General features: G+C 33.6%; 21 protein-coding genes and 1 pseudogene. 9 read left to right on the top strand and 13 right to left on the bottom strand.

The window, feature by feature from the left end:
* Window positions 1–210: 210 nt before the first annotated feature.
* The 3 genes from pfkA (at window position 211) to ACRBBL_RS19090 (ending at window position 3211) form a co-directional block, all read left to right on the top strand.
* Window positions 211–1197: a 6-phosphofructokinase gene (gene pfkA, locus ACRBBL_RS19100; protein ID WP_431370684.1), complete on the top strand. Its 987-nt coding sequence runs from the start codon at window positions 211–213 to the stop codon at window positions 1195–1197.
* 30 nt (window positions 1198–1227) lie between these two features.
* Window positions 1228–2223 (top strand): type I glyceraldehyde-3-phosphate dehydrogenase, encoded by a 996-nt coding sequence (gene gap / locus ACRBBL_RS19095; RefSeq protein ID WP_431370683.1) that lies wholly within the window; start codon window positions 1228–1230, stop codon window positions 2221–2223.
* A 112-nt stretch (window positions 2224–2335) separates the two neighbouring features.
* A complete protein-coding gene (locus ACRBBL_RS19090) occupies window positions 2336–3211 on the top strand; it encodes an N-acetylglucosamine kinase (protein WP_431370682.1) in 876 nt (291 codons plus the stop codon).
* Window positions 3212–3320: 109 nt separating this feature from the next.
* Here the strand turns inward: ACRBBL_RS19090 and ACRBBL_RS19085 are convergent, their stop codons facing one another.
* The 3 genes from ACRBBL_RS19085 to ACRBBL_RS19075 form a co-directional block, all read right to left on the bottom strand.
* Window positions 3321–3539: a hypothetical protein gene (locus ACRBBL_RS19085; protein WP_431370681.1), complete on the bottom strand. Its 219-nt coding sequence runs from the start codon at window positions 3537–3539 to the stop codon at window positions 3321–3323.
* A 139-nt stretch (window positions 3540–3678) separates the two neighbouring features.
* The gene (locus tag ACRBBL_RS19080) at window positions 3679–4515 is read right to left on the bottom strand and encodes a hypothetical protein (protein WP_431370680.1); all 837 of its coding nucleotides are present in this window, start codon (window positions 4513–4515) and stop codon (window positions 3679–3681) included.
* A 135-nt stretch (window positions 4516–4650) separates the two neighbouring features.
* The gene (locus ACRBBL_RS19075) at window positions 4651–5688 is read right to left on the bottom strand and encodes a GMP reductase (RefSeq protein ID WP_431370679.1); all 1038 of its coding nucleotides are present in this window, start codon (window positions 5686–5688) and stop codon (window positions 4651–4653) included.
* A gap of 149 nt (window positions 5689–5837) precedes the next feature.
* Between ACRBBL_RS19075 and ACRBBL_RS19070 the strand changes: the two genes are divergently transcribed.
* Both ACRBBL_RS19070 and ACRBBL_RS19065 read left to right on the top strand, forming a co-directional pair.
* Complete coding sequence (locus tag ACRBBL_RS19070; protein WP_431370678.1) at window positions 5838–7859, top strand: tetratricopeptide repeat protein; 2022 nt, start codon at window positions 5838–5840, stop codon at window positions 7857–7859.
* A 503-nt stretch (window positions 7860–8362) separates the two neighbouring features.
* A complete protein-coding gene (locus ACRBBL_RS19065) occupies window positions 8363–9829 on the top strand; it encodes a beta/gamma crystallin-related protein (RefSeq protein WP_431370677.1) in 1467 nt (488 codons plus the stop codon).
* Window positions 9830–9934: 105 nt separating this feature from the next.
* Here the strand turns inward: ACRBBL_RS19065 and ACRBBL_RS19060 are convergent, their stop codons facing one another.
* The 4 genes and pseudogenes from ACRBBL_RS19060 to panB all read right to left on the bottom strand — a co-directional run bounded on the left by ACRBBL_RS19060 (window position 9935) and on the right by panB (window position 12278).
* On the bottom strand, window positions 9935–10081 hold the full coding sequence (locus ACRBBL_RS19060; protein WP_431370676.1) for a hypothetical protein: 147 nt from the start codon (window positions 10079–10081) through the stop codon (window positions 9935–9937).
* A 133-nt stretch (window positions 10082–10214) separates the two neighbouring features.
* Window positions 10215–10910, bottom strand: a complete 696-nt coding sequence (locus ACRBBL_RS19055; protein WP_431370675.1) for an RluA family pseudouridine synthase — start codon at window positions 10908–10910, stop codon at window positions 10215–10217.
* A 62-nt stretch (window positions 10911–10972) separates the two neighbouring features.
* Window positions 10973–11284 (bottom strand): annotated as a pseudogene (locus ACRBBL_RS19050) (four helix bundle protein); the annotation flags it as partial.
* Between the two features lie 175 nt (window positions 11285–11459).
* Complete coding sequence (gene panB / locus ACRBBL_RS19045) at window positions 11460–12278, bottom strand: 3-methyl-2-oxobutanoate hydroxymethyltransferase (RefSeq protein WP_431370674.1); 819 nt, start codon at window positions 12276–12278, stop codon at window positions 11460–11462.
* A gap of 228 nt (window positions 12279–12506) precedes the next feature.
* Here panB and ACRBBL_RS19040 point away from each other — a divergent pair, with 228 nt between their 5' ends.
* A complete protein-coding gene (locus ACRBBL_RS19040; RefSeq protein WP_431370673.1) occupies window positions 12507–13289 on the top strand; it encodes a hypothetical protein in 783 nt (260 codons plus the stop codon).
* A 65-nt stretch (window positions 13290–13354) separates the two neighbouring features.
* Here ACRBBL_RS19040 and ACRBBL_RS19035 read toward each other — a convergent pair whose 3' ends face one another.
* The 5 genes from ACRBBL_RS19035 to ACRBBL_RS19015 all read right to left on the bottom strand — a co-directional run bounded on the left by ACRBBL_RS19035 (window position 13355) and on the right by ACRBBL_RS19015 (window position 16039).
* Complete coding sequence (locus tag ACRBBL_RS19035; RefSeq protein ID WP_431370672.1) at window positions 13355–13645, bottom strand: YciI family protein; 291 nt, start codon at window positions 13643–13645, stop codon at window positions 13355–13357.
* A 9-nt stretch (window positions 13646–13654) separates the two neighbouring features.
* The gene (locus tag ACRBBL_RS19030; protein ID WP_431370671.1) at window positions 13655–14137 is read right to left on the bottom strand and encodes a GyrI-like domain-containing protein; all 483 of its coding nucleotides are present in this window, start codon (window positions 14135–14137) and stop codon (window positions 13655–13657) included.
* On the bottom strand, window positions 14137–15015 hold the full coding sequence (locus tag ACRBBL_RS19025) for a bile acid:sodium symporter family protein (protein ID WP_431370670.1): 879 nt from the start codon (window positions 15013–15015) through the stop codon (window positions 14137–14139). Before ACRBBL_RS19025 ends, ACRBBL_RS19030 begins: the two co-directional genes overlap by 1 nt.
* A 77-nt stretch (window positions 15016–15092) precedes the next feature.
* The gene (locus ACRBBL_RS19020; RefSeq protein WP_431370669.1) at window positions 15093–15605 is read right to left on the bottom strand and encodes a hypothetical protein; all 513 of its coding nucleotides are present in this window, start codon (window positions 15603–15605) and stop codon (window positions 15093–15095) included.
* Window positions 15606–15607: 2 nt separating this feature from the next.
* Complete coding sequence (locus ACRBBL_RS19015) at window positions 15608–16039, bottom strand: hypothetical protein (protein ID WP_431370668.1); 432 nt, start codon at window positions 16037–16039, stop codon at window positions 15608–15610.
* A 179-nt stretch (window positions 16040–16218) separates the two neighbouring features.
* Between ACRBBL_RS19015 and ACRBBL_RS19010 the strand changes: the two genes are divergently transcribed.
* Entirely contained in the window at window positions 16219–16677 is a 459-nt protein-coding gene (locus ACRBBL_RS19010; RefSeq protein WP_431370667.1) for a nuclear transport factor 2 family protein, read from the top strand.
* Window positions 16678–16955: 278 nt separating this feature from the next.
* On the opposite strand, the gene ACRBBL_RS19005 is transcribed toward ACRBBL_RS19010, so the two are convergent.
* Window positions 16956–18374: an L-serine ammonia-lyase gene (locus ACRBBL_RS19005; protein ID WP_431370666.1), complete on the bottom strand. Its 1419-nt coding sequence runs from the start codon at window positions 18372–18374 to the stop codon at window positions 16956–16958.
* Window positions 18375–18608: 234 nt separating this feature from the next.
* Between ACRBBL_RS19005 and ACRBBL_RS19000 the strand changes: the two genes are divergently transcribed.
* Window positions 18609–18788, top strand: a complete 180-nt coding sequence (locus ACRBBL_RS19000; RefSeq protein ID WP_431370665.1) for a hypothetical protein — start codon at window positions 18609–18611, stop codon at window positions 18786–18788.
* A gap of 149 nt (window positions 18789–18937) precedes the next feature.
* Window positions 18938–20465 (top strand): molecular chaperone DnaK (gene dnaK, locus ACRBBL_RS18995; RefSeq protein WP_431370664.1); only part of this gene is annotated, 1528 nt, incomplete at its 3' end.

Raw genomic sequence — 20465 nt, 5'->3', positions numbered from 1 at the left:
GTTTATTTTTCATAAATACACAATCAAAGTTTATTCATTTTCAAACTCTAAAAAGTTGAAAATATTAGAAAAAATGAGGTGTAAAACGTTAAAATTCTGAGAACTTATTAACGAAAACGTTTGAGATTTTAAAACAATGTAAAATTAGTGTGAAGCGTACTTTGAAATCAAAATAAGTTTCCTAGCTTTACTATTCAAATTAAAAAATGCATGCAAAGTAACATCAAAAAAATAGGCGTAATGACCTCTGGAGGAGATGCTCCAGGAATGAATGCAGCAATAAGAGCTGTAGCAAGAGCATGTTCATATTACAATGTAAAATGTGTAGGTTATTATAGAGGTTATCAAGGAATGATTGAAGCCGATAATGTAGAACTTACAGCACGTAGTGTGAAAAATATTGTAAGTAAAGGAGGAACGATTTTAAAATCGGCTCGCTCAATGGAATTCAAAACCAAAGAAGGACGTAAAAAAGCGTATGACAACTTAGTAGAAGAAGGTGTAGAAGCAATGGTTCTTATTGGAGGAGATGGAACTTTTACTGGAGGAATGATTTTCAGTAAAGAATATGACATTCCTGTAATTGGAGTTCCTGGAACTATTGATAATGACATTTTTGGAACAAAATTTACAATAGGATACGATACCGCACTAAATACAGTTGTTGAAGCAATTGATAAAATTCGCGATACAGCAAGTTCGCACAACCGTTTATTCTTTGTGGAAGTTATGGGACGCGATGCTGGATTTATAGCACTAAATGCAGGAGTTGGAGCAGGAGCAGAAGAAATCTTAATTCCGGAAGAAGACTTAGGGTTAGACCGATTGCTAGAATCATTACAACGAAGTAGAAGAAGCGGAAAATCGTCAAGTATTGTAGTGGTTTCTGAAGGTGATAAAATTGGTAAAAATGTATTTGAACTCGCTGAATATGTTACCGAAAACTTACCAGACTATGAAGCGCGTGTATCTGTATTAGGACACATGCAACGTGGAGGGAAACCAACATGTTTTGATCGTGTATTGGCAAGTAGATTAGGAGTAAAAGCTGTTGAACTTATTTTAGACGGACAAACAAATGTAATGGTTGGTCTATCAGATAATAAAGTAGTTGTAACAAGTATTGAAAAAGCGGTAAAAGGCGAACATAATATAAACAAAGAGTTATTAAGAATATCTGATATATTATCAGTATAAATTTAGAATAGTAAGAAAAAAGAGAATAAAATGACAAGATTAGGAATTAACGGATTTGGAAGAATTGGAAGAATCGTATTTAGAGCAACTTTAAAGCGTGACAATGTAGATGTAGTTGCCATCAATGACTTACTAGATGTAAATCATTTAGCATACTTATTAGAGTACGATTCCGTACATGGAAGATTTGATGGGAAGATTGAAGTAAAAGACGGAAATCTTGTTGTTGATGGGAAAACAATTCGTGTAACAGCGGAAAGAGACCCAAAAAACTTAAAATGGAATGAAGCTGGAGTTGATGTAGTAGCTGAATGTACTGGAATTTTCACAACTTTAGAAACTGCAGATTATCATATTCAAGCTGGAGCGAAGAAAGTAGTAATTTCGGCACCTTCAAAAGATGCACCAATGTTTGTAATGGGTGTAAATCATACTGAAGTAAAAGCATCTGACACAATTGTATCAAACGCTTCTTGTACAACAAACTGTTTGGCACCAATTGCAAAAGTATTAGATGATAACTTCGGAATTGATGAAGCATTAATGACAACAATTCACGCAGCTACCTCAACACAGTATACGGTAGATTCTCCATCAAAGAAAAACTACAGATTAGGACGCTCGGCAATAAACAATATCATTCCAACTAGTACAGGAGCTGCAAAAGCAGTTGGAAAAGTAATTCCTAAACTAAATGGAAAATTAACAGGAATGGCATTTCGTGTACCAACGGTTGATGTTTCTGTAGTAGATTTAACAGTACGACTTGAAAAAGAAACTTCGTACGAAGAAATTAAAAATGTATTCAAAGCAGCTTCAGAAGGAGCAATGAATGGAGTTCTTGGATATACTGAAGAAGCTGTCGTTTCTCAAGATTTCGTGAGTGATGATCGTACAAGTATCTTTGATGCTGGAGCAGGAATTGAATTGAGTCCAAAATTTTACAAAATCGTTTCTTGGTACGATAATGAATTTGGATACTCAAACAAGCTGGTAGATTTAGCTTTATATGTAAATAACTTATAGTATAACTTAAATAAGCACAATTGATAATATTGTATTCAATTGTGCTTATTTTGATTATATACTTCACGCAAAACATTCCTAGAAACTTAGGAATTTATTTTATATTCACACCATGATTTTATTAGTAGATAGTGGTTCCACAAAATGCGATTGGATTGCAGTGGACAAAGATGGAAATCAGTTATTAGACAAGCTTCGCACAAAAGGTTTAAATCCTGCGATTCTTGCCGAAAAAAAGCTTAAAAAGACCATCAAAAAAAGCAAAGAACTTTCAGCACATCGTCATACAGTTACACATGTTTTCTTTTATGGCGCTGGTTGCGGAACGGAAAATCCACGTTTACTATTAAAAGGCGTGTTGAATAATTTTTTCCCTAATGCAGAAGTTGAGGTAAATGAAGATACATTGGCAGCAGTGTACGCAACTGTAAATCATAAAAATGAAGCAGCTGTAGTTTGTATTCAAGGTACAGGCTCAAATTGCAGTTATTATGATGGAGAAAATTTACATCAACGAGTAGATTCTTTAGGATATAGTTTGATGGATGATGCTAGCGGAAACTACTACGGAAAGCAACTCATTCGTGATTATTACTTCAACAAAATGCCGCATTCAATACGTGTTGCATTGGAAGAAAAATACAATCTTGAAAGTGATTACATCAAGTACAATTTGTACAAACAACCAAATCCAAACGCATACTTAGCGGGCTTTGCAGAATTTATGTTTCTAAACAAAGATTCTGAATACATTATAGAATTGATTAAAAGCGGATTTAGAGAGTTTGCACAAAACATGATCTTGCAATACAAAGAAGAAATCAAAACAGTTCCTGTACACTTTGCTGGTTCTATTGCGTATTTCTCAGAAAATGAAATCAGAGAAGTCGCAAAAGAATTCGGATTTACCGTTGGGAATTTCACCAGAAGACCAATAGAAGGTTTGGTAACATTTCATACAAATGAATTAAAAAATAATCAAGCATAACTCTGTAGTAAAATGAAAAGTAAAGCGAACCGAAGTTCGCTTGTAATTTTATCCTTGATTAGGAGAAGCTAGTGATGCTTCCCTTGGGTATATGTTACATTTGGATTGTCTACATATGTGCGGTAGTAGGCGCTGTTGAATTTTCATCTTTATTTGGGCCAACACAATACCCTCCATCGTCTGGATGGCTTGGATGAGCTCTTGAATAATTACAATCGCCTCCACGACGTTCTGACCTTTTTATTCCGCCTCCATTCAATTTGTGTAGAGAGAAATTAGAAATAGCCTTTTTGTTAAGCTTTAATGATTTAAGATTTCTTTTTTTCATGATATAAAAATTTTAGTTAATAAATTTAAGGATAGGGAAAAATAAAAACAGTAGTTATTATATAGATAAAAATCAAAAGTAAAAGGGAACAAGACATCGTTCCCTTTTTTTATAACTTTTTGGTAAAAGAAACTTTTGCTTATTCAGGACACTGTAAATACCTGCTATTAATAACTCCAGTCGTATCGAAATTTCCTTGCATATAAAACCCTAAATTATAGCTAGGAGCATCTATTTGTAAACTAAATGCAAAATCTGGTGACGGATTGCTGGCAATGTGTTTAATCTCGTATGTACTATTTTCATTAATAGTAAAAGTGAAACAATCTCCATCTTGTAAATTGAAAAATGTAGTATCTGGAGTTGGTAAATTTCCATCTACAAAAATACCAATATGAACAGCACTAGCAGATCCTTGTAAATAGTTTAAACAAATAGTAATTTCACACTCTTCAACAGTCTCATCTACAGGACAGTCAAAAGAATAGTTTTGAAATGTAAGTTGGTTCGTTTTAATAGGAATACTAGTAACATTATTTCCATCAGTAATTAGTAGATTAGCTTTAGTTCCTACTAACATTTGTGTAGTTACATTGTATGTCTCACAACTGTTTATTGAAATAGTATAAGTGTTTCCTCCAGTAACAGTTCCATTGAATACGTCGACTCCAGAAGAATCTGTAATTGTTACTTGAGCAGAAGATCCTCCTGTAGTAGAAGAATACTCAAAAGTGATGTCACAATCTTCACAATCAGCAGCAACTATATCAGTAGCGCTAGCTGCATCTCTTTTTGAGATATCATTTGGAGTAATTTTTATTGAACTATTTACTCTTGAAGATGTTTCAAGATTTTTAAACTGTTCAATAATAGCATCTTTTTGACTTAAAGTGTCACTTGTTGTTACATCCTCATCTTTCTGGCAAGCAACAAACGTAACGGCAATGCATAACATTGCTAAAAAAACTTTTTTCATAATTAATTCGGTATAATAATATAATCCTTACTCTATTTACTAATAGGCTTTTCAGGTTTCGCCTTCAGTATTAAGTACGAAAGAGTATATTTTGTTACCCGAATTATTTTAAAAAATTTGTAAGTTTTTTATTTCTTATTGAAAAACTCTATTTTCTTGTTCTGAAACGCAGATGAAAGTAGTTCGTTTGGTAAGTTCTTTTAATCGAGAAGCGCCAACATACGTACACGTACTACGAATGCCTCCTAAAATATCCTGAACCGTCTCAGATACATGTCCTTTCAGGGGAATTTCAACAGTTTTTCCTTCAGAAGCTCTATATTCTGCTACGCCACCAACATATTTTTCCATAGCTGTAGAAGAACTCATACCATAAAATTGCTTGAATTTTTCACCATTGCGTTCAATCAATTCGCCACCACTTTCGTAATGTCCTGAGAACATTCCGCCAAGCATTACAAAATCTGCACCAGCGCCAAAAGCTTTGGCAACATCTCCGGGAGTTGTGCAACCGCCATCCGAAATAATATGTCCGCCCAAACCATGTGCTGCATCGGCACATTCAATAATGGCAGAAAGTTGCGGATACCCAACACCTGTTTTTACACGTGTTGTACATACCGAACCTGGACCAATACCTACTTTTACAATATCGGCGCCAGCAAGAATCAATTCTTCAACCATTTCACCTGTAACCACATTTCCTGCAATAATTACTTTGTCGGGAAATTGAGTTCTGGCTTGTTTCACAAAATCTACAAAATGTTGAGAATATCCGTTAGCGACATCAATACAAATGAACTTGAGTTGTGGATGAATCGTAAAAATTGCTCTTAACTTTTCATTATCTTTTTCACTAATTCCAGTACTCACCGCAATATGTGGAATAACCGAATTAGGAACACTATTAATAAATGTATTCCATTCCTGAATTGTATAATGTTTATGAATAGCAGTAAACAATTGTTTAGATGCCAAAGCTTCCGCCATCTCAAAAGTTCCTACAGTATCCATATTGGCTGCCATGATCGGAATGCCTGTCCATTCATACGAATGATGTAAAAATTTGAAAGTTCGTTCTAAAGAAACTTGTGAACGACTCTTTAAGGTTGAACGTTTTGGACGAATCATTACATCTTTAAAACCAAGCTTTAATCCACTTTCAATGCGCATATTAGATTGTATTTGTTTGCTCTTAAATGTAAAAATTTATCTTAATATAATTTACGTTCTATGTGATGATTTTTTATAAAGGTTATCAACAGTATTTTAATAGCTAGTTTTTGCTATTTTTATAAAAACTATTCCTAAAACGTACCATTTTGAAGTCTATAAAAAATGATTTTAATATATACATACTATATGTCTTTTTGATAGTATGTATACTGTTTAAAAATACGATTCATGCACAAGAGAAAACTCATGATGACTGGGAAATGCCGCAAGAAATCAGCGTGACTAATATTGAGGAAACAAATCGTCAACTAGATAGTACAATCAATCAAACAAAAAAGCAGCATACAAAAGCAATAGCATTGCAACAAAAAGGACAATTGTTACTGCAAACACATCGTATCAAAGAAGCCAAAGATATATATCAACAAGGATTACAAATACTCAAAAAAGAAGATTTTGAGATAGCAATTAAAATTTTAACTGGATTAGGGAAAATAGCCGATTTAGAAGGAGATCAAGAAAAAGCAGCTTCTTATGTCACTGAAGCGTATGCTAAAGTTAAAGCCCATAAATCTATTAGCGGATTGCTATGGATATTATATCATGAAGGCGAAAATTATATTACACCACAACCATTTTCAATTTCAGAATTGAAAGCAGTATTGAAATTTGCGGGTAGATATTTATATAGCAAACCTCAACTAACATTAGCTGCAAGTCATTGGTTATTTGAAAATAGTGGAGACAATGTGAAATTTACTGAAAGCGGACATATTTTTGCAGGTTTAGTATACAGAGATTGGGGACAATTTGACAAAGCATTGGCGCAATTTTACAAAGCTAATGAAGTTAATGCTGGAAATGTATATGAAGACCGTACTAGGTATGCTGCTTTGCTGAATATAGCTTCGGTACATGATATGCAAGGAGAACGAGAAAAATCGTTAGACATTATTAAAAAAGTAGCAAAAGATGCCAAAAAAGATGGTGACGATTTGGGATTGGCGTATGCATTAAAAGATATTGGAATTACACTAATGTTAGATGAGCAATATGAAGCAGCAATACCATATTTTGAACAATGCATTCCTGTCATGCAAAAAGTAAAAGATGTACGTGGAGAAGGTGTTTGTTATGGGAATTTGGCAACGGTATATCTGTCGTTAAAAAATTATGCAAAAACACAAGAAAGTATCACGAAAGCTCTAAAGTTATTAAAAGCTTCAAACTACGATCAATTATACGCTTCTACCATATTGGTAAGAGCAACTATGTATGAAAAATTAGGAAAATGGGAAGAAGCCAAAGCGATTGCTAGTAAGGGTTTAACGATGTTAAAAAAGATCAATTCTTTAGAACATATAATGCAAGCGTATCATATATATATCAACTATTACACACACAAAAATAATGCTGTAATGGTAAAAAAGTACACGGACAGCATTCTTGAAGTCAATAAAAAATACTATGAAAAATCGCGCTTGTTTGAATCAGAAAACTTAAAAGTTAGATACGAAACTGAAAAAAAAGAAGTGCAATTGGGTATTCAGAAAAAACTAAATACAGTTTTGCAAGAAGAGACCAGTTTACATAAAAGACTCAGAAATACCATGTTTTTTATTTTAGTATTAAGCGCAGTGGTTTTGTTACTTTTCTTTAATAAATACAGGCTTCAAAACAAATTGGTTGCAGAGCGTGAAAAACGAAATGTTTTGGAGAAAAAACAATTGCAAGAAACCATGAATCATAAACAACGTGAACTTGCAAGTATGACATTGCAAATGTTAAAAAAGAACGAACTGCTTCAAGAGTTGTCACATAACGTTAAAAAATTAGAACGAAAAAGTGGGAAAGATTCTAAAGAAGAAGTCAAAAAATTAAAAGACATGTTACAAAGTCAACATCGACTCGATCAAGATTGGTCTACATTCAAAGTTCATTTTGATGGTGTGCATCCTAACTTCTTCGAAAAACTGTCACAAATAGCCAATCTTACCCAGCAAGATTTACGACACTGTAGTTATATAAAAATGGGCTTGGCAACTAAAGAAATTGCGCAGTTAATGAGTATTAGTGCTTCAAGTGTACAAATGGCACGGTATCGTTTAAAGAAAAAAATAGGACTCAATAAAGAAAATGATATTTACGAGTACATAAATAAACTGTAAATTATTTCTTTTTTAAAACGAGTATGCTAAACGCAATAATACTAGCTCCAGAAATTATGGAAAGCCCAATGGCACTCCCAGAACCTGTTACTTTAAAAAATGCAATAAAGCTAAAAAAGGTACTAAGTAACCATACCATAAATATAATGGTAAGTATGTAATCAAGGTTTTTATTTTCTTTCATAAGATAAATATATCAATAATTTGATCGCATTACAATAAAACAATCAAAACCATTTCTTTAATCAAATATTCACAAATACAACAGTACTAAAAAAGGAATAAAGAGATAGTTGTAAAAAAAACATAAACTGCTGTTTTATAGTTTATTATGTTTTTATGTATAAGGTTTGTATATACTTGTTTTTTCCTCTGTATAAGATTTGTATAACCCTAGCATGACAAAAACTTCATTGTGAGTTTGTTCATTTGTTTCAACAATTCAGTACAAAGAATTGGCCTACCAAAAACAAATTATTTATTAATCACAAAAATTAGAAATTATGTCAAATTGCACAGTAACATTTTACAAAGACAAAGATTACTCAGGAAAAAGTAGAACTTTTACAGGAGCTCAAAAAGTACCAGATTTTAACGACGTACAATGGAGCGATGATTCTAATATGGACGATATGAAAGATGATGCAAGCTCTATTAAAACAGGTTCAGAAGCATGGGTACGTGTGTACTCAAAAGCAGATTATCAAGGAAGAACGGTTTTAATAGAACCAAATTCGAGTTACAATTTAAAAAATATCACGGATGATAATAATGAAGATGATATGGACGATACCATTCAAAGTTTTCAAATGTACGATCACAAGCCAGATGTAAATACAACGAATATCATCAATAATTTTATAGCTTTATATCCTAACTCGATTCATTCTAGAAAAGACAATCTATACAACAGCGAGTTTTATACACAGGATTCCAATTACCGTATTTACGATCCTATTATTGAATTAACCGATTCAAAAGCATCTTTCACCATTAATTTAGATCATATACAAGCTGAAAAAGACGATCATGCTACGGTAACGTTTGCCATGGATTTTCAAGGAAACTATACCGATCAAATTCAAGTAACCTATGAAATGCAAGATGCTTCTCAAATTCCAGATTGGCTCATTAAAATTATAGATGGCGCTATTGATGTTGCCGCAGATGCCGCTAAAATAATTGCAGATGGAGCAGAAATTGTATTGACTGATGGAGTAGGAGTTGTGGCTACGGTAGAAACGGATAAATTGATAGATTATACCGCAAAAGCCATTACGTTTTGTGTAGATCATTTAAACACGGTATTAAACGCTGTATTTACCTATCAAGATGATGGCGGAACAATGAATTTTCCGGCAGTTGTATCGCATAGTATTGCACGTTTAGTATTGGCATATTATGAAGAATTGTACGGACCAGATACCAATGTAATTGAAGCATTTAACGATACCGCATTTTTAAATTCAATAGGTGTAGATAGTTGGAATACGTCAAAGCACAATCCGTATGTAGAATTTTCAAAAAACGGATATGACTATCGATCGTATTGTCCAGATAATACGTTCTATTACGCTCAAGGCGGATCGTTATCTTCCGTAAAAATTGATGCAATTACGGACAATCAAAAAGACGATCACCTCATCATGCAAACAGTTTTTGACCCAAGTGGACGTTTATTTTCTATCGTAGGAAGTATTGATTTATTTTCAAGAAATCACGATGATGATTATACAGCACCAGCTTCTGGAGTGTTAACATACAATGATCAAGGACAAATGATTCATATTGCACAAGACAAAACAATAACAACTGTAAATTATGCTACGTTAGAAGATGCATATAGCGATAAAATGAGTCAAGCATTAACTGACACGGCATCCACATTTGATATAGATGTTACAGATCAGCAAAAAAACTTGGTAGACGCTTCATTATCAGTACTAGCAGCGATTGAAGCAGGAATATAAAAGTGAAAGAGAGAATATAAAATCTTTTATTTTAAAAATAAGCTGTCTAAAATAACGTGTTAAATCAACATAGTTTTTAGACAGCTTAGTATTATTCTTATACTATTACTTAGGGCATGGACCTTCGTTTAGTGAAATCCAACACCAAGAACCAGTACATCTTTGTGTTCCAGCTCCAACTACTTTTTCTTGCTTAAAATTTGAGATTGCTTTCTTGTTAAGTTCCAAATTTTTGATACTTCTTTTTTTCATGATATTAAAATTTTTGTGGTTATAAGAAGTCAAGTTATACAAACAGAATTTGATTTAGGTACAGAAAAACCGTAATTATTGTATAGGTATTTATCTGTATATGAGTATAATGGGTAAGGGTTGTGTGCTTTTGCTACAAGCAAGCGTTCCAAACAGGATCATTTGGTAACGGCGCTATAATTTCCAAAGGTTCTTTTTTTACAGGATGTGTAAAAACGAGTTTTCTAGCGTGCAAATGAATGCTTGCATCTTTATTGCTACGATCAAAGCCATATTTTAAATCACCTTTTATTTTACAACCAATGGAAGAAAGTTGTGCTCTAATTTGATGATGTCGTCCCGTATGTAAAGCAATTTCTAGCAATACATATCGATCTAACTTTTTCTTTACAGAATACTCTAAAATGGCTTTCTTACTACCTGCAATTTCTTTTGCAAAAGCAGTCGATTTATTATTCTTCGGATTCTTTCGAAGCCAATGTGTCAGCGTATCTTGTTGCTTTGGCGGCATATTTTTAACTACTGCCCAATAAGTTTTCTTAGCTTTCTTTTCTGCAAACAGCGCATTCAATCTGGGTAAGGCTTTAGAAGTTCGAGCAAACACTATAATTCCCGTAGTTGGTCTATCTAAGCGATGTACAACTCCTAAAAATACATTCCCAGTCTTATTATACTTTTCGGCAATATATTCCTTTACAACATCGCTCAGTGGTTTATCGCCAGTCTTATCACCTTGTACAATATCACCAGCACGTTTATTGACAATAATAATATGATTGTCTTCGTAGAGTATTTGGAGATTGTTTTTGGTGGAAATTATTTTAGACATGTTAGACTTCTTAGATTTTTAGACTGTCTTCGACAGTTAGATATATAAACTAGATATGTTTTTTATATTTTGAGTGTAGTTGTAAACTTTGATGTCATTTTAATAATCTCTTCGAGTTCTTGAGTGAGTTTTTGTAAATTTTCTTTTGATAGAAAATGCAAATCATACGCAATTAATAGTTGTGTTTCTATTTCATAAGCTGAACCAATTGCTATTCGTAAAAAGCGAATAAAATCTTTATTAGAGTTCCTTGAACTTCCTTCTGCAATGTTTGATGGAATTGATACAGAAGCCCTCCGTAATTGATTGGTTAATCCAAATTTTTCCGATTCAGGAAAATTTGAGGTTACTTTATATATTAATGAACAAAAAGATCGACTTCTTTTTCAAATACCTAACTCTTTAAAACGATGCATATTAACATATTTAATTAATTAAACATGAAATATTTTAAAAAGGTATTTTTTCTACAAAAAAGACTATTTATGAGTCTAAAAATCTAAAAGTCGAAGACAGTCTAACAATCTAACGATCTAAACAAGTCTAAAACTAATATTGCTCCTTCTCATTCGGAAAATCAACTGACTTTACATCTGCAGCATATTGTTTAAAAGCATTGGTCATTTCTTCATACATATTCAAATAACGACGTAAAAATCGCGGATTGAACTCATGAGTCATTCCTAGCATATCGTGCGTCACCAAAACCTGTCCGTCAACACCATTTCCAGCACCAATTCCGATCACAGGAATCGAAATACTTTCTGCAACTTCTTTGGCTAATTTTGCAGGAACTTTTTCTAAAACAACAGCAAAACAACCAGCTTTCTCTAGCATTTTTGCATCTTCTTTTAGTTGTTCAGCTTCTTTCTCTTCCTTAGCACGAACTGTATATGTTCCGAATTTATAAATAGATTGTGGCGTTAACCCTAAATGTCCCATCACAGGAATTCCAGCATTTAAAATACGTTTTATAGACTCTTTAATTTCTTTTCCACCTTCAACTTTAACAGCGTGTCCACCAGATTCTTTCATAATTCGAATCGCAGAACGCAAGGCTTCTTTCGGATCTGATTGATATGTTCCAAAAGGTAAATCGACCACAACTAATGCTCTATCAATTGCTCTTATCACAGAAGAAGCATGATAAATCATTTGATCTAAAGTAATTGGTAAGGTAGTTTCGTGTCCTGCCATCACATTACTTGCAGAATCTCCCACAAGAATCACATCAATTCCTGCGCCATCTACAATCTTTGCCATGGTATAATCATAAGCGGTCAACATGGAAATCTTTTCTCCATGACTCTTCATTTCCACAAGTGATTTTACGGTTACTCTTTTGTATTGTTTCTTTGCAACTGACATATAATTGGTTTTCTATGGATGTAAAAATAAGAATAAAAAGTAAGGTGTAGACCCGCGGACAGTATTTTATACACTTCTATGGTAGAATCCTAAAAATAAACGATCAAATCATCAATATGTAAGTGATTTCTACTTGTTTTATAAATAGGTGTTTATGCGCTCAAAAGCTGTACTTTTTTAAAATACTTTTAATCAGAACTAACACATTGATTTATAAAAACTACCATTATGAAAATTTTATTCGATTTATACGGACAACAAATACAAGCGCAAGTCAATCAAGGAGACCGATTGACAGGTATGTTTGCAACACTAAATGATGCAGGGTATGCATACGATATAGCAAAAGGCGCATTAAGTGATACAGCTTTAACTGGTTATGATGTGTTGATATTGACGACTAGAATGGACAATCCTTTTGAAAAAGAGGAACTCGCAGCAATTACTAATTTTGTGAAGAATGGTGGTGGACTTTGGTGTATGGCAAATCATGCTGGTTTTAGCTTAGGAAACATCGATAACAATCATGTACGTTATACAGGTTCCGTATGTTCTACATTTTGGTCAGCATATGAGGCAGCTGCATATAGTAGTACAAATAGTGCAAATAATGAAGTTTCACTTACGGGTAGTAATCTTTCCAATCATCCGACAATTACAGGGCAAAATGGTTGGCCAATTGTAAAAGGAGGCAATTCTACAGTAGTAAATACTGTTGTCACACGAAGTTTTTGTGCAGTATATCCAAATCAATTCAGTCAGAGTATTGGAGCATTACAAGGTTTAAACTATGTAGAGAACACACAAAATAAGGCGCCAATTACTGCTGGCGTTTTGTGGAGTATTGGACTCAGTGATCAAGATAATGTTGGAAAAGGTAGAGTTGTTATTTGTGGCGACTCTGGTTGGTTGGGAAATACAAATAGCAATTGGCCAGGTCCAGGAGAATATCAAAATGGAGATAATGCACAATATATGTTGAATACAGTTACTTGGCTGAGTGGCGCGTAATAGAAAGCTTTTATTAAATAGACATCACTATAATGCTGAGTACGATTTTTTGTAAATATTCATTTTCACGATTCTTTCAAAAATGACCATTCGTCACAAGTTTTACTTGGTATAAACTCTGTGATCTTGTAGTCTGCCAAATCATGAATTTTAAATGGATCTTGTTCCAAAATCGTAGCAAGTTGCAATTTATCAGTCATTTTCGATAAAATAACTCCGCCAGTTCTTGGAACCTTTCTGCCGGAAGCATGAAAATGACCAAGTTCGTAATGTAAGTTCAAATAAGCAATATGATCTTCTAAATGCTTTTCTACGCTTTCTAACGGAACTTTATAGGTAAGTGAAATGATGTACATGTTTTTATATTATTTTTTAATAGGAATCCAAACTTCTTCCTGCGAATCCTTGTCTGCGGGTTTGTACTTTTCTCCTAAAACTTCAAAGTGTGGTCTATTGTCTAATGTATACTCAGAATTAGGTATCCATTGCCCAAAAATATAATTTGCCATTTGTGCAAAGTCTTGTGGCAATCCTTTATAGATAAATACAGCATACAATCCAGATTCAATAGTTAAAGTTTCCATATCTTCTGGAATACTATCAAAACTTGAAACTTCGGTCATGGCGTACTTTGTAAATTCAGTTTGCGGATTAAAGTTTCTAAAATATGAAATATCGTCATACACCTGAATCGAATACAAATCCGTTCCAACTGCATTTTTGACACTTTTTCTATTTATCATAAAGCTTTTCCAAAGGATCGGCGTTGTATTTTGAATTAAAGACATTCTTGCAGATTTCCCTATGAGTTTCTTCTGCGGAAGCGTTTGTATTGTTGGTTGTGTCATTATGAATTAATTGAAGCATTTTTTCGACTTCCAAAATACCACATTAAAATGCTTCCTGTGACAAACATCCAAATAGAATACGCCACAATCGGAATAGCCATATCCAAATTTTTTAAAACGGTAGTGGCAATAACAATAGCCAAGGTTCCGTTTTGTATGCCGCTTTCTACGGTAATGGTAATCGAGTCTTTTAAGTTTAATTTAAATATACGTGCAGTTATAAATCCAAGTCCCATGGTAGCTATATTTAGTAGCAAAGTTACCAAACCAACTTCTTTCATCGCATTTCCTAAAAACTCCCACTTAGCAATCACAATTGCAGCAAAAATTAAAACAAAAATTACGGTTGAAGCGGTTCGCATTGGACTTTCCATTCGTGTGGCAAACGCAGGTTTTGAACGGCGAATAAACATTCCTATTGAAATTGGAATAATAATAATGACTAGCACTTGAAGTATAATATCTAACACGGGCAATTCTTTTATAATACTTGAATCACCACCAAAATAATCAAGCGCATACGTCAAAATCAATGGAATTGTCACTATGGTTGCAAAACTTACAATCGCTGTTAAAGTCACTGATAAGGCAATATTTCCTCTACAAATTTGAGTAATTAAATTACTAGTTGGACCACCTGGCGCAGCTGCTAAAATCATCAAACCAATTGCCATTGTGGAATCTAAACCAAAGGCAACAGCCAATGAAAACCCAATAATTGGTAAAAATACAAGCTGATTCAAAATGCCAATAAATGCAGCTTTTGGATATTTAGTAATGCGTGTAAAATCTTTTGGAACTAAGGTCATTCCCATCCCAAACATAATAATAGCAAGCGATAAAGGAAGTAATACTTTGGTTAAAATAGTAACAATCATTGGTTGGTTATTTTAACAAACAATGTAATCATAATAAATGAAATGAACTTTTGTAAGCTGTTATTTTTTTAAATACTTTAGAAGTCTAAAATGGTAAGTTGTAGGCTGAAATTATGGTTTCGTGGTTGTAGTGCGCTATTTTTTAATAGATTAATATTCCAACCGTAATACAGCGTTATCCAGCCTAACATGGAAATTCCAACTTTTGGCATCAACCGTACTTGTGAAGCATCATTAGAAAAAATATAATCCGTGCCAACTTGTGCGGAAAGAAACGCAATACTGTTTTCATAAGCTAATTTTACACCATACACATCTTGTCTATTGAGACGTAAATATTCAACGCCAGCGCTAATGTATTGAAACCGCATGATCAAACCGCCGTAACCAGGCTCTTTAGTAGGCCAAGATGAGAGTACATAACTGGCTTCCAAGTCTATAGTTCGTAATGAATTAAAAGAAAACCGATAGCCATTTATATTATCCCAAGGATTGAGTTGAAACTTTTTCTTTTGTGAAAACGCTTCATCTTGTGTTTGTGCCGTGAGCGTAACACTTATACAGAAAAAGAAGAGTAGATATTTGTACATAATTATTTATAATCTGAAGGAGCTGCTACAATATCAAAAAGAAGTTCTCCTTGTTCATTAAAATAATTATAACCCAATGTGATACTATTTTTTCGGAAAGGTTCCATATCCGGACTTCCTTTCAATCCACTAATAATGGAACTTTTTATAGTCTTACGTACTTCATCTAAATCATTTACGGAAGTATCCATTCCTTTTACAGTGTAATAATACTCAAACTTAGTTTTTGCAGTCAATGCCACGCTGTCCAAACGTGTGTATTCGTCTATTACGGTTGGAGTGCTAGCATTCATTTCTTTGACGACTTTCTTCATTTCAGTAGTAATGTCTTTTTTAAAGAAAGATTTTACACCGTAAGAAACTAATCCAAAAACAATAGCGCCTACAATAATACCAACAATTTTTCCTTGCTTATTCTTTTCTTGTGAACTCATAAAATAAATGTATAATTCTAATAATTGTTAAAAGTAGTTAAAATGTATTACTTACTTCATTTAATGAAAAAAATGTAGCCAAATAATTGAGTAGGAAGATTTGTTAAAAATCTTAAAACTATGATAAAATTTAACTGATTTTAATTTATTTAAGTTAATTTTCTCAAAAATCAATCAACATGAAACCCTATATTTTCTTTCTAATTTTAGTTGTAAGCTTTCGCTTGAATGCCCAAACAGACGACGAAAAAGCAGCAAAACAAGCAGTTATCCAATTCTTTGAAGGCTTCCACAAAAAAGATTCTGTGATGATGCAACAAGTAGTTCACAAAGATTTAATTCTACAAACAACATTCACTACAAAAGATGGAGAAGCTGTATTGCGAAATCAACCAGCGGATGGTTTAATAAAAGCTGTAGTAACCAGACCAGATAGTCAAACGTGGAATGAAAAAATTCTTTCGTACAATGTGCAAGTGGACGGAACCATGGCAAATGTATGGACACCGTATGAGTTTTGGCTCAATGGAACGTTTTTACATTGCGGTGTAAATTCGTTTCAACTATTCAAAGACAACGGACAATGGAAGATTATTTACTTAATTGATACACGACGAAAAAAAGGGTGTCAGGAATAGTAACTAGGCTAGCTTACTAATAACGAAAGTCTAATAATCTAAAAGCAAAGCGTGTCTAACATGAAAGTAGTTCTCGATACATTTTATCTCCATTTTATTTAGATAAAACACTCGAATAGACGTTTGGGAAATTGAAGTTGAAATGTTAAACGTAAAAGCCTACTAACATACCAAAAGCAAAGTGATTTAAGAGGCAAAGCTGATACTAAAATTCTAAGAGCGTCAGCGATCTAAAAGCAAAGCAAATCTAAGCAGTCTAAAAGCGAAGAGCATCTAAATTAACAATCCGCTACATTTACACCAACGGCCAATCCGCCTTCGGAAGTCTCTTTATACTTCGAATTCATGTCTTTAGCAGTTTCCCACATCGTATTGATTACTTTATCCAACGGAACTTTTACATCTTCAGGATTAGTTTCCATTGCCAATTCGGCAGCGTTGATGGCTTTAATTGCACCCATGGAATTTCGTTCAATACATGGAACTTGTACCAAACCGCCAATAGGATCGCAGGTCATTCCCAAATGATGTTCCATTGCAATTTCGGCTGCAATCATCACTTGTTCAGGTGAACCTCCATACAATTCTGTCAATGCGCCAGCTGCCATGGCAGACGAAACACCAATTTCAGCTTGACAACCGCCCATAGCTGCTGAAATAGTGGCACCTTTTTTAAAAATACTACCAATTTCTCCTGCAACGAGTAAAAAACGTTTGATATGAGTAAAATCTGCTTTGTGATTTTCAATAACCAAATAATACATTAAAACGGCAGGAATAACGCCAGCACTTCCGTTGGTTGGAGCTGTAACTACACGACCTAAAGAAGCATTTACCTCATTTACAGCCAAGGCAAAACAGCTAACCCATTTAAAAATTTGACGAAATTTGACGGTAGTTTTTCGAATTGTTTGTAACCATTCTTCAGGAGAAAAATAAGGTAAATCACCTTTTAACTTTTGATGAATATCGTATGCTCTGCGTTTTACATTCAATCCGCCAGGTAAAATTCCTTCTGTATGACATCCTGTGTACATACATTCTAACATTGTATTCCACACACGTTCTAATTCGGCATCAATTTCTTCTGGAAAACGAAGCAGTGTTTCATTCAATAGTACAATTTCAGAAATTTTTTTTTGTTCGTTTGAACAGAAATCGAGTAAATCAGTTGCTTTATTGATTGGAAAAGGAAAAATACGAATTGGATGATCGCTGTCATCATGAGTTTCAGTTTCTTTTACCACAAATCCGCCACCAATAGAATAAAATGTAGAAGAATGTATTTTGTGATTTACAATAGCGTGAAAAGTAATTCCATTAGGATGAAACGGTAAAAAATCACTATTAAAAATGATATCTTTTTTAGGATCAAAAGAAATCTCTTTTTCTTGATTAAAAGATAAAATATATTCTTTTGAAACTGTTTCTACAATAGTTGGAATCTGTTCGGTAGGAACTGTTTCGGGATCGGCACCATATAAACCGAGTAATACGGCTAAATCGGTAGCATGTCCTTTTCCTGTTAAGGATAAAGAACCAAACAAATCTACCTTAATAGATGTTACATCATCAAAAAGTTCAGCAGTTTTCAATTCCTTAATCCAGCTTTCTGCTGCTCTCCAAGGACCTAACGTATGCGAACTCGATGGACCAACACCGATTTTTAACATATCAAAAACACTAATATATTCCATAATTGTATAATTACTTCTCGGCTGTAAATATAGAAGTAAAGTTTGAATTTACATATCTTTTATTTGTAGTTAAAGTTATTTTAAAATGTGGGAAATGATATCAATTTTCTATAAATTTAAGTAATCTAGATAAACAGGTTTTATGTTTTTTCATTAAAATGATTAAAATCTGAATATGAATTCATCAATCTTTTTTATTAACGGAACTCAAAGAGAGTTCACAAAACTATTAGTATGAAAAACAAAAAAATGAACAGAAAGCTGAACTTAAAAAAAATTAAAGTTTCAGAACTAGGAACAGCGAACATTAAAGGTGGCGGATCGTTATTTACCTGTTTTTGTTGTACATCAGATCATTGTCCAAATTCGGAAGATCAATGTGAAACAATACGAGGAAATACGTGTTTCTGCTAATCTATCAGACAACGTTTTTAAGGAATGCTGACATCATGTCAGCATTTTTTTGTTGGCATAATCATTGACTTATTACAAACAAATTAGAAAAGCAAAATAGTTAAATTAAAGTATAACATATCACAATAGATAAAAGTTTAAAATAAGTTATGAGTAAAATTATTGGAATCGATTTAGGAACTACCAACTCATGTGTTTCTGTAATGGAAGGAAACGAACCAGTTGTAATTGCAAATGCTGAGGGAAGACGTACAACTCCTTCTGTTATTGCTTTTGTTGAAGGTGGAGAAATTAAAGTTGGTGATCCTGCAAAAAGACAAGCAGTAACAAACCCTACAAAAACAGTTTATTCAATTAAACGTTTTATGGGGAACAAATTTTCTGAATCTTCAAGAGAGGCTGGACGTGTTCCTTACAAAGTAGTAAAAGGAGACAACGATACGCCAAGAGTTGATATTGACGGACGTTTATATACACCACAAGAATTATCAGCAATGATTCTTCAAAAAATGAAGAAAACTGCTGAAGAGTTCTTAGGACAATCTGTTACAGAAGCTGTAGTAACAGTTCCTGCATATTTTAATGATGCGCAACGTCAAGCAACAAAAGAAGCTGGAGAAATTGCAGGTTTAAAAGTGAGAAGAATTATCAATGAGCCAACTGCTGCGGCATTAGCTTACGGATTAGATAAAAAAGGTCAAGATCAAAAAATTGCTGTTTTTGACTTTGGAGGTGGAACACATGATGTTTCTGTCTTAGAATTAGGTGATGGAGTTTTTGAAGTATTAGCTACTGATGGAGATACACACTTAGGTGGAGATGATGTAGATGAGAAAATCATTAATTGGTTGGCAGATGAGTTCAACAAAGAAGAATCAATGGATTTACGTAAAGATCCAATGGCTTTACAACGTTTGAAAGAAGCTGCTGAAAAAGCTAAGATTGAATTATCTAGCTCACCATCAACAGAAATCAATTTACCTTATATTACAGCAACAGCTAGTGGACCTAAGCATTTAGTGCGTTCATTATCTAGAGCTAAATTTGAGCAATTAATTGACGATTTAGTAAAAAGAACAATTGAACCTTGTCAAACTGCCTTAAAAAATGCAGGTTTATCTACAGGAGATATTGACGAAATTATCTTAGTTGGTGGATCAACACGTATTCCAGCAGTACAAGAAGCAGTTGAAAAATTCTTTGGTAAAAAACCAAGTAAAGGAGTAAACCCTGATGAGGTTGTTGCAGTAGGAGCAGCTATTCAAGGTGGAGTTTTAACTGGAGATGTAAAAGATGTATTATTATTAGACGTTACACCACTTTCATTAGGAATTGAAACAATGGGGAATGTAATGACGAAGTTAATTGATGCAAACACTACAATTCCAACAAAGAAATCACAAGTATTCTCAACAGCAGCAGACAATCAGCCATCTGTGGAAATTCATGTATTACAAGGTGAACGTCCAATGGCAGCGCACAATAATACAATTGGTCGTTTCCATTTAGATGGTTTTCCACCAGCAAGACGAGGAACACCTCAAATTGAAGTGACGTTTGATATTGATGCCAATGGTATCGTTTCTGTTTCTGCAAAAGATCAAGCAACAGGTAAAGAGCAACAAATCCAAATCCAAGCCAGCGGTGGATTGTCCGATGCGGATATCGACCAAATGG

Origin of the sequence: Kordia sp., assembly GCF_050633145.1 — a bacterium.
Classification (GTDB): Bacteria; Bacteroidota; Bacteroidia; order Flavobacteriales; family Flavobacteriaceae; genus Kordia.
The sequence above is the reverse complement of the archived record's forward strand: the minus strand, read 5'-3'. Positions and strand labels throughout refer to the sequence as shown.

What these genes read in the sequence shown, in the direction of transcription:
- ACRBBL_RS19000 (WP_431370665.1), top strand. Translation starts at nt 18,609, where the DNA reads ATGAAAAACAAAAAAATGAACAGAAAGCTGAACTTAAAAAAAATTAAA.
- ACRBBL_RS19025 (WP_431370670.1), bottom strand. Translation starts at nt 15,015, where the DNA reads ATGATTGTTACTATTTTAACCAAAGTATTACTTCCTTTATCGCTTGCT.
- ACRBBL_RS19015 (WP_431370668.1), bottom strand. Translation starts at nt 16,039, where the DNA reads ATGAGTTCACAAGAAAAGAATAAGCAAGGAAAAATTGTTGGTATTATT.
- ACRBBL_RS19075 (WP_431370679.1), bottom strand. Translation starts at nt 5,688, where the DNA reads ATGCGCATTGAAAGTGGATTAAAGCTTGGTTTTAAAGATGTAATGATT.
- gap (WP_431370683.1), top strand. Translation starts at nt 1,228, where the DNA reads ATGACAAGATTAGGAATTAACGGATTTGGAAGAATTGGAAGAATCGTA.
- ACRBBL_RS19035 (WP_431370672.1), bottom strand. Translation starts at nt 13,645, where the DNA reads ATGTACATCATTTCACTTACCTATAAAGTTCCGTTAGAAAGCGTAGAA.
- pfkA (WP_431370684.1), top strand. Translation starts at nt 211, where the DNA reads ATGCAAAGTAACATCAAAAAAATAGGCGTAATGACCTCTGGAGGAGAT.
- ACRBBL_RS19085 (WP_431370681.1), bottom strand. Translation starts at nt 3,539, where the DNA reads ATGAAAAAAAGAAATCTTAAATCATTAAAGCTTAACAAAAAGGCTATT.
- ACRBBL_RS19090 (WP_431370682.1), top strand. Translation starts at nt 2,336, where the DNA reads ATGATTTTATTAGTAGATAGTGGTTCCACAAAATGCGATTGGATTGCA.
- ACRBBL_RS19030 (WP_431370671.1), bottom strand. Translation starts at nt 14,137, where the DNA reads ATGACACAACCAACAATACAAACGCTTCCGCAGAAGAAACTCATAGGG.
- panB (WP_431370674.1), bottom strand. Translation starts at nt 12,278, where the DNA reads ATGTCAGTTGCAAAGAAACAATACAAAAGAGTAACCGTAAAATCACTT.
- ACRBBL_RS19055 (WP_431370675.1), bottom strand. Translation starts at nt 10,910, where the DNA reads ATGTCTAAAATAATTTCCACCAAAAACAATCTCCAAATACTCTACGAA.
- ACRBBL_RS19010 (WP_431370667.1), top strand. Translation starts at nt 16,219, where the DNA reads ATGAAACCCTATATTTTCTTTCTAATTTTAGTTGTAAGCTTTCGCTTG.
- ACRBBL_RS19040 (WP_431370673.1), top strand. Translation starts at nt 12,507, where the DNA reads ATGAAAATTTTATTCGATTTATACGGACAACAAATACAAGCGCAAGTC.
- ACRBBL_RS19005 (WP_431370666.1), bottom strand. Translation starts at nt 18,374, where the DNA reads ATGGAATATATTAGTGTTTTTGATATGTTAAAAATCGGTGTTGGTCCA.
- ACRBBL_RS19020 (WP_431370669.1), bottom strand. Translation starts at nt 15,605, where the DNA reads ATGTACAAATATCTACTCTTCTTTTTCTGTATAAGTGTTACGCTCACG.
- ACRBBL_RS19060 (WP_431370676.1), bottom strand. Translation starts at nt 10,081, where the DNA reads ATGAAAAAAAGAAGTATCAAAAATTTGGAACTTAACAAGAAAGCAATC.
- ACRBBL_RS19080 (WP_431370680.1), bottom strand. Translation starts at nt 4,515, where the DNA reads ATGAAAAAAGTTTTTTTAGCAATGTTATGCATTGCCGTTACGTTTGTT.
- ACRBBL_RS19065 (WP_431370677.1), top strand. Translation starts at nt 8,363, where the DNA reads ATGTCAAATTGCACAGTAACATTTTACAAAGACAAAGATTACTCAGGA.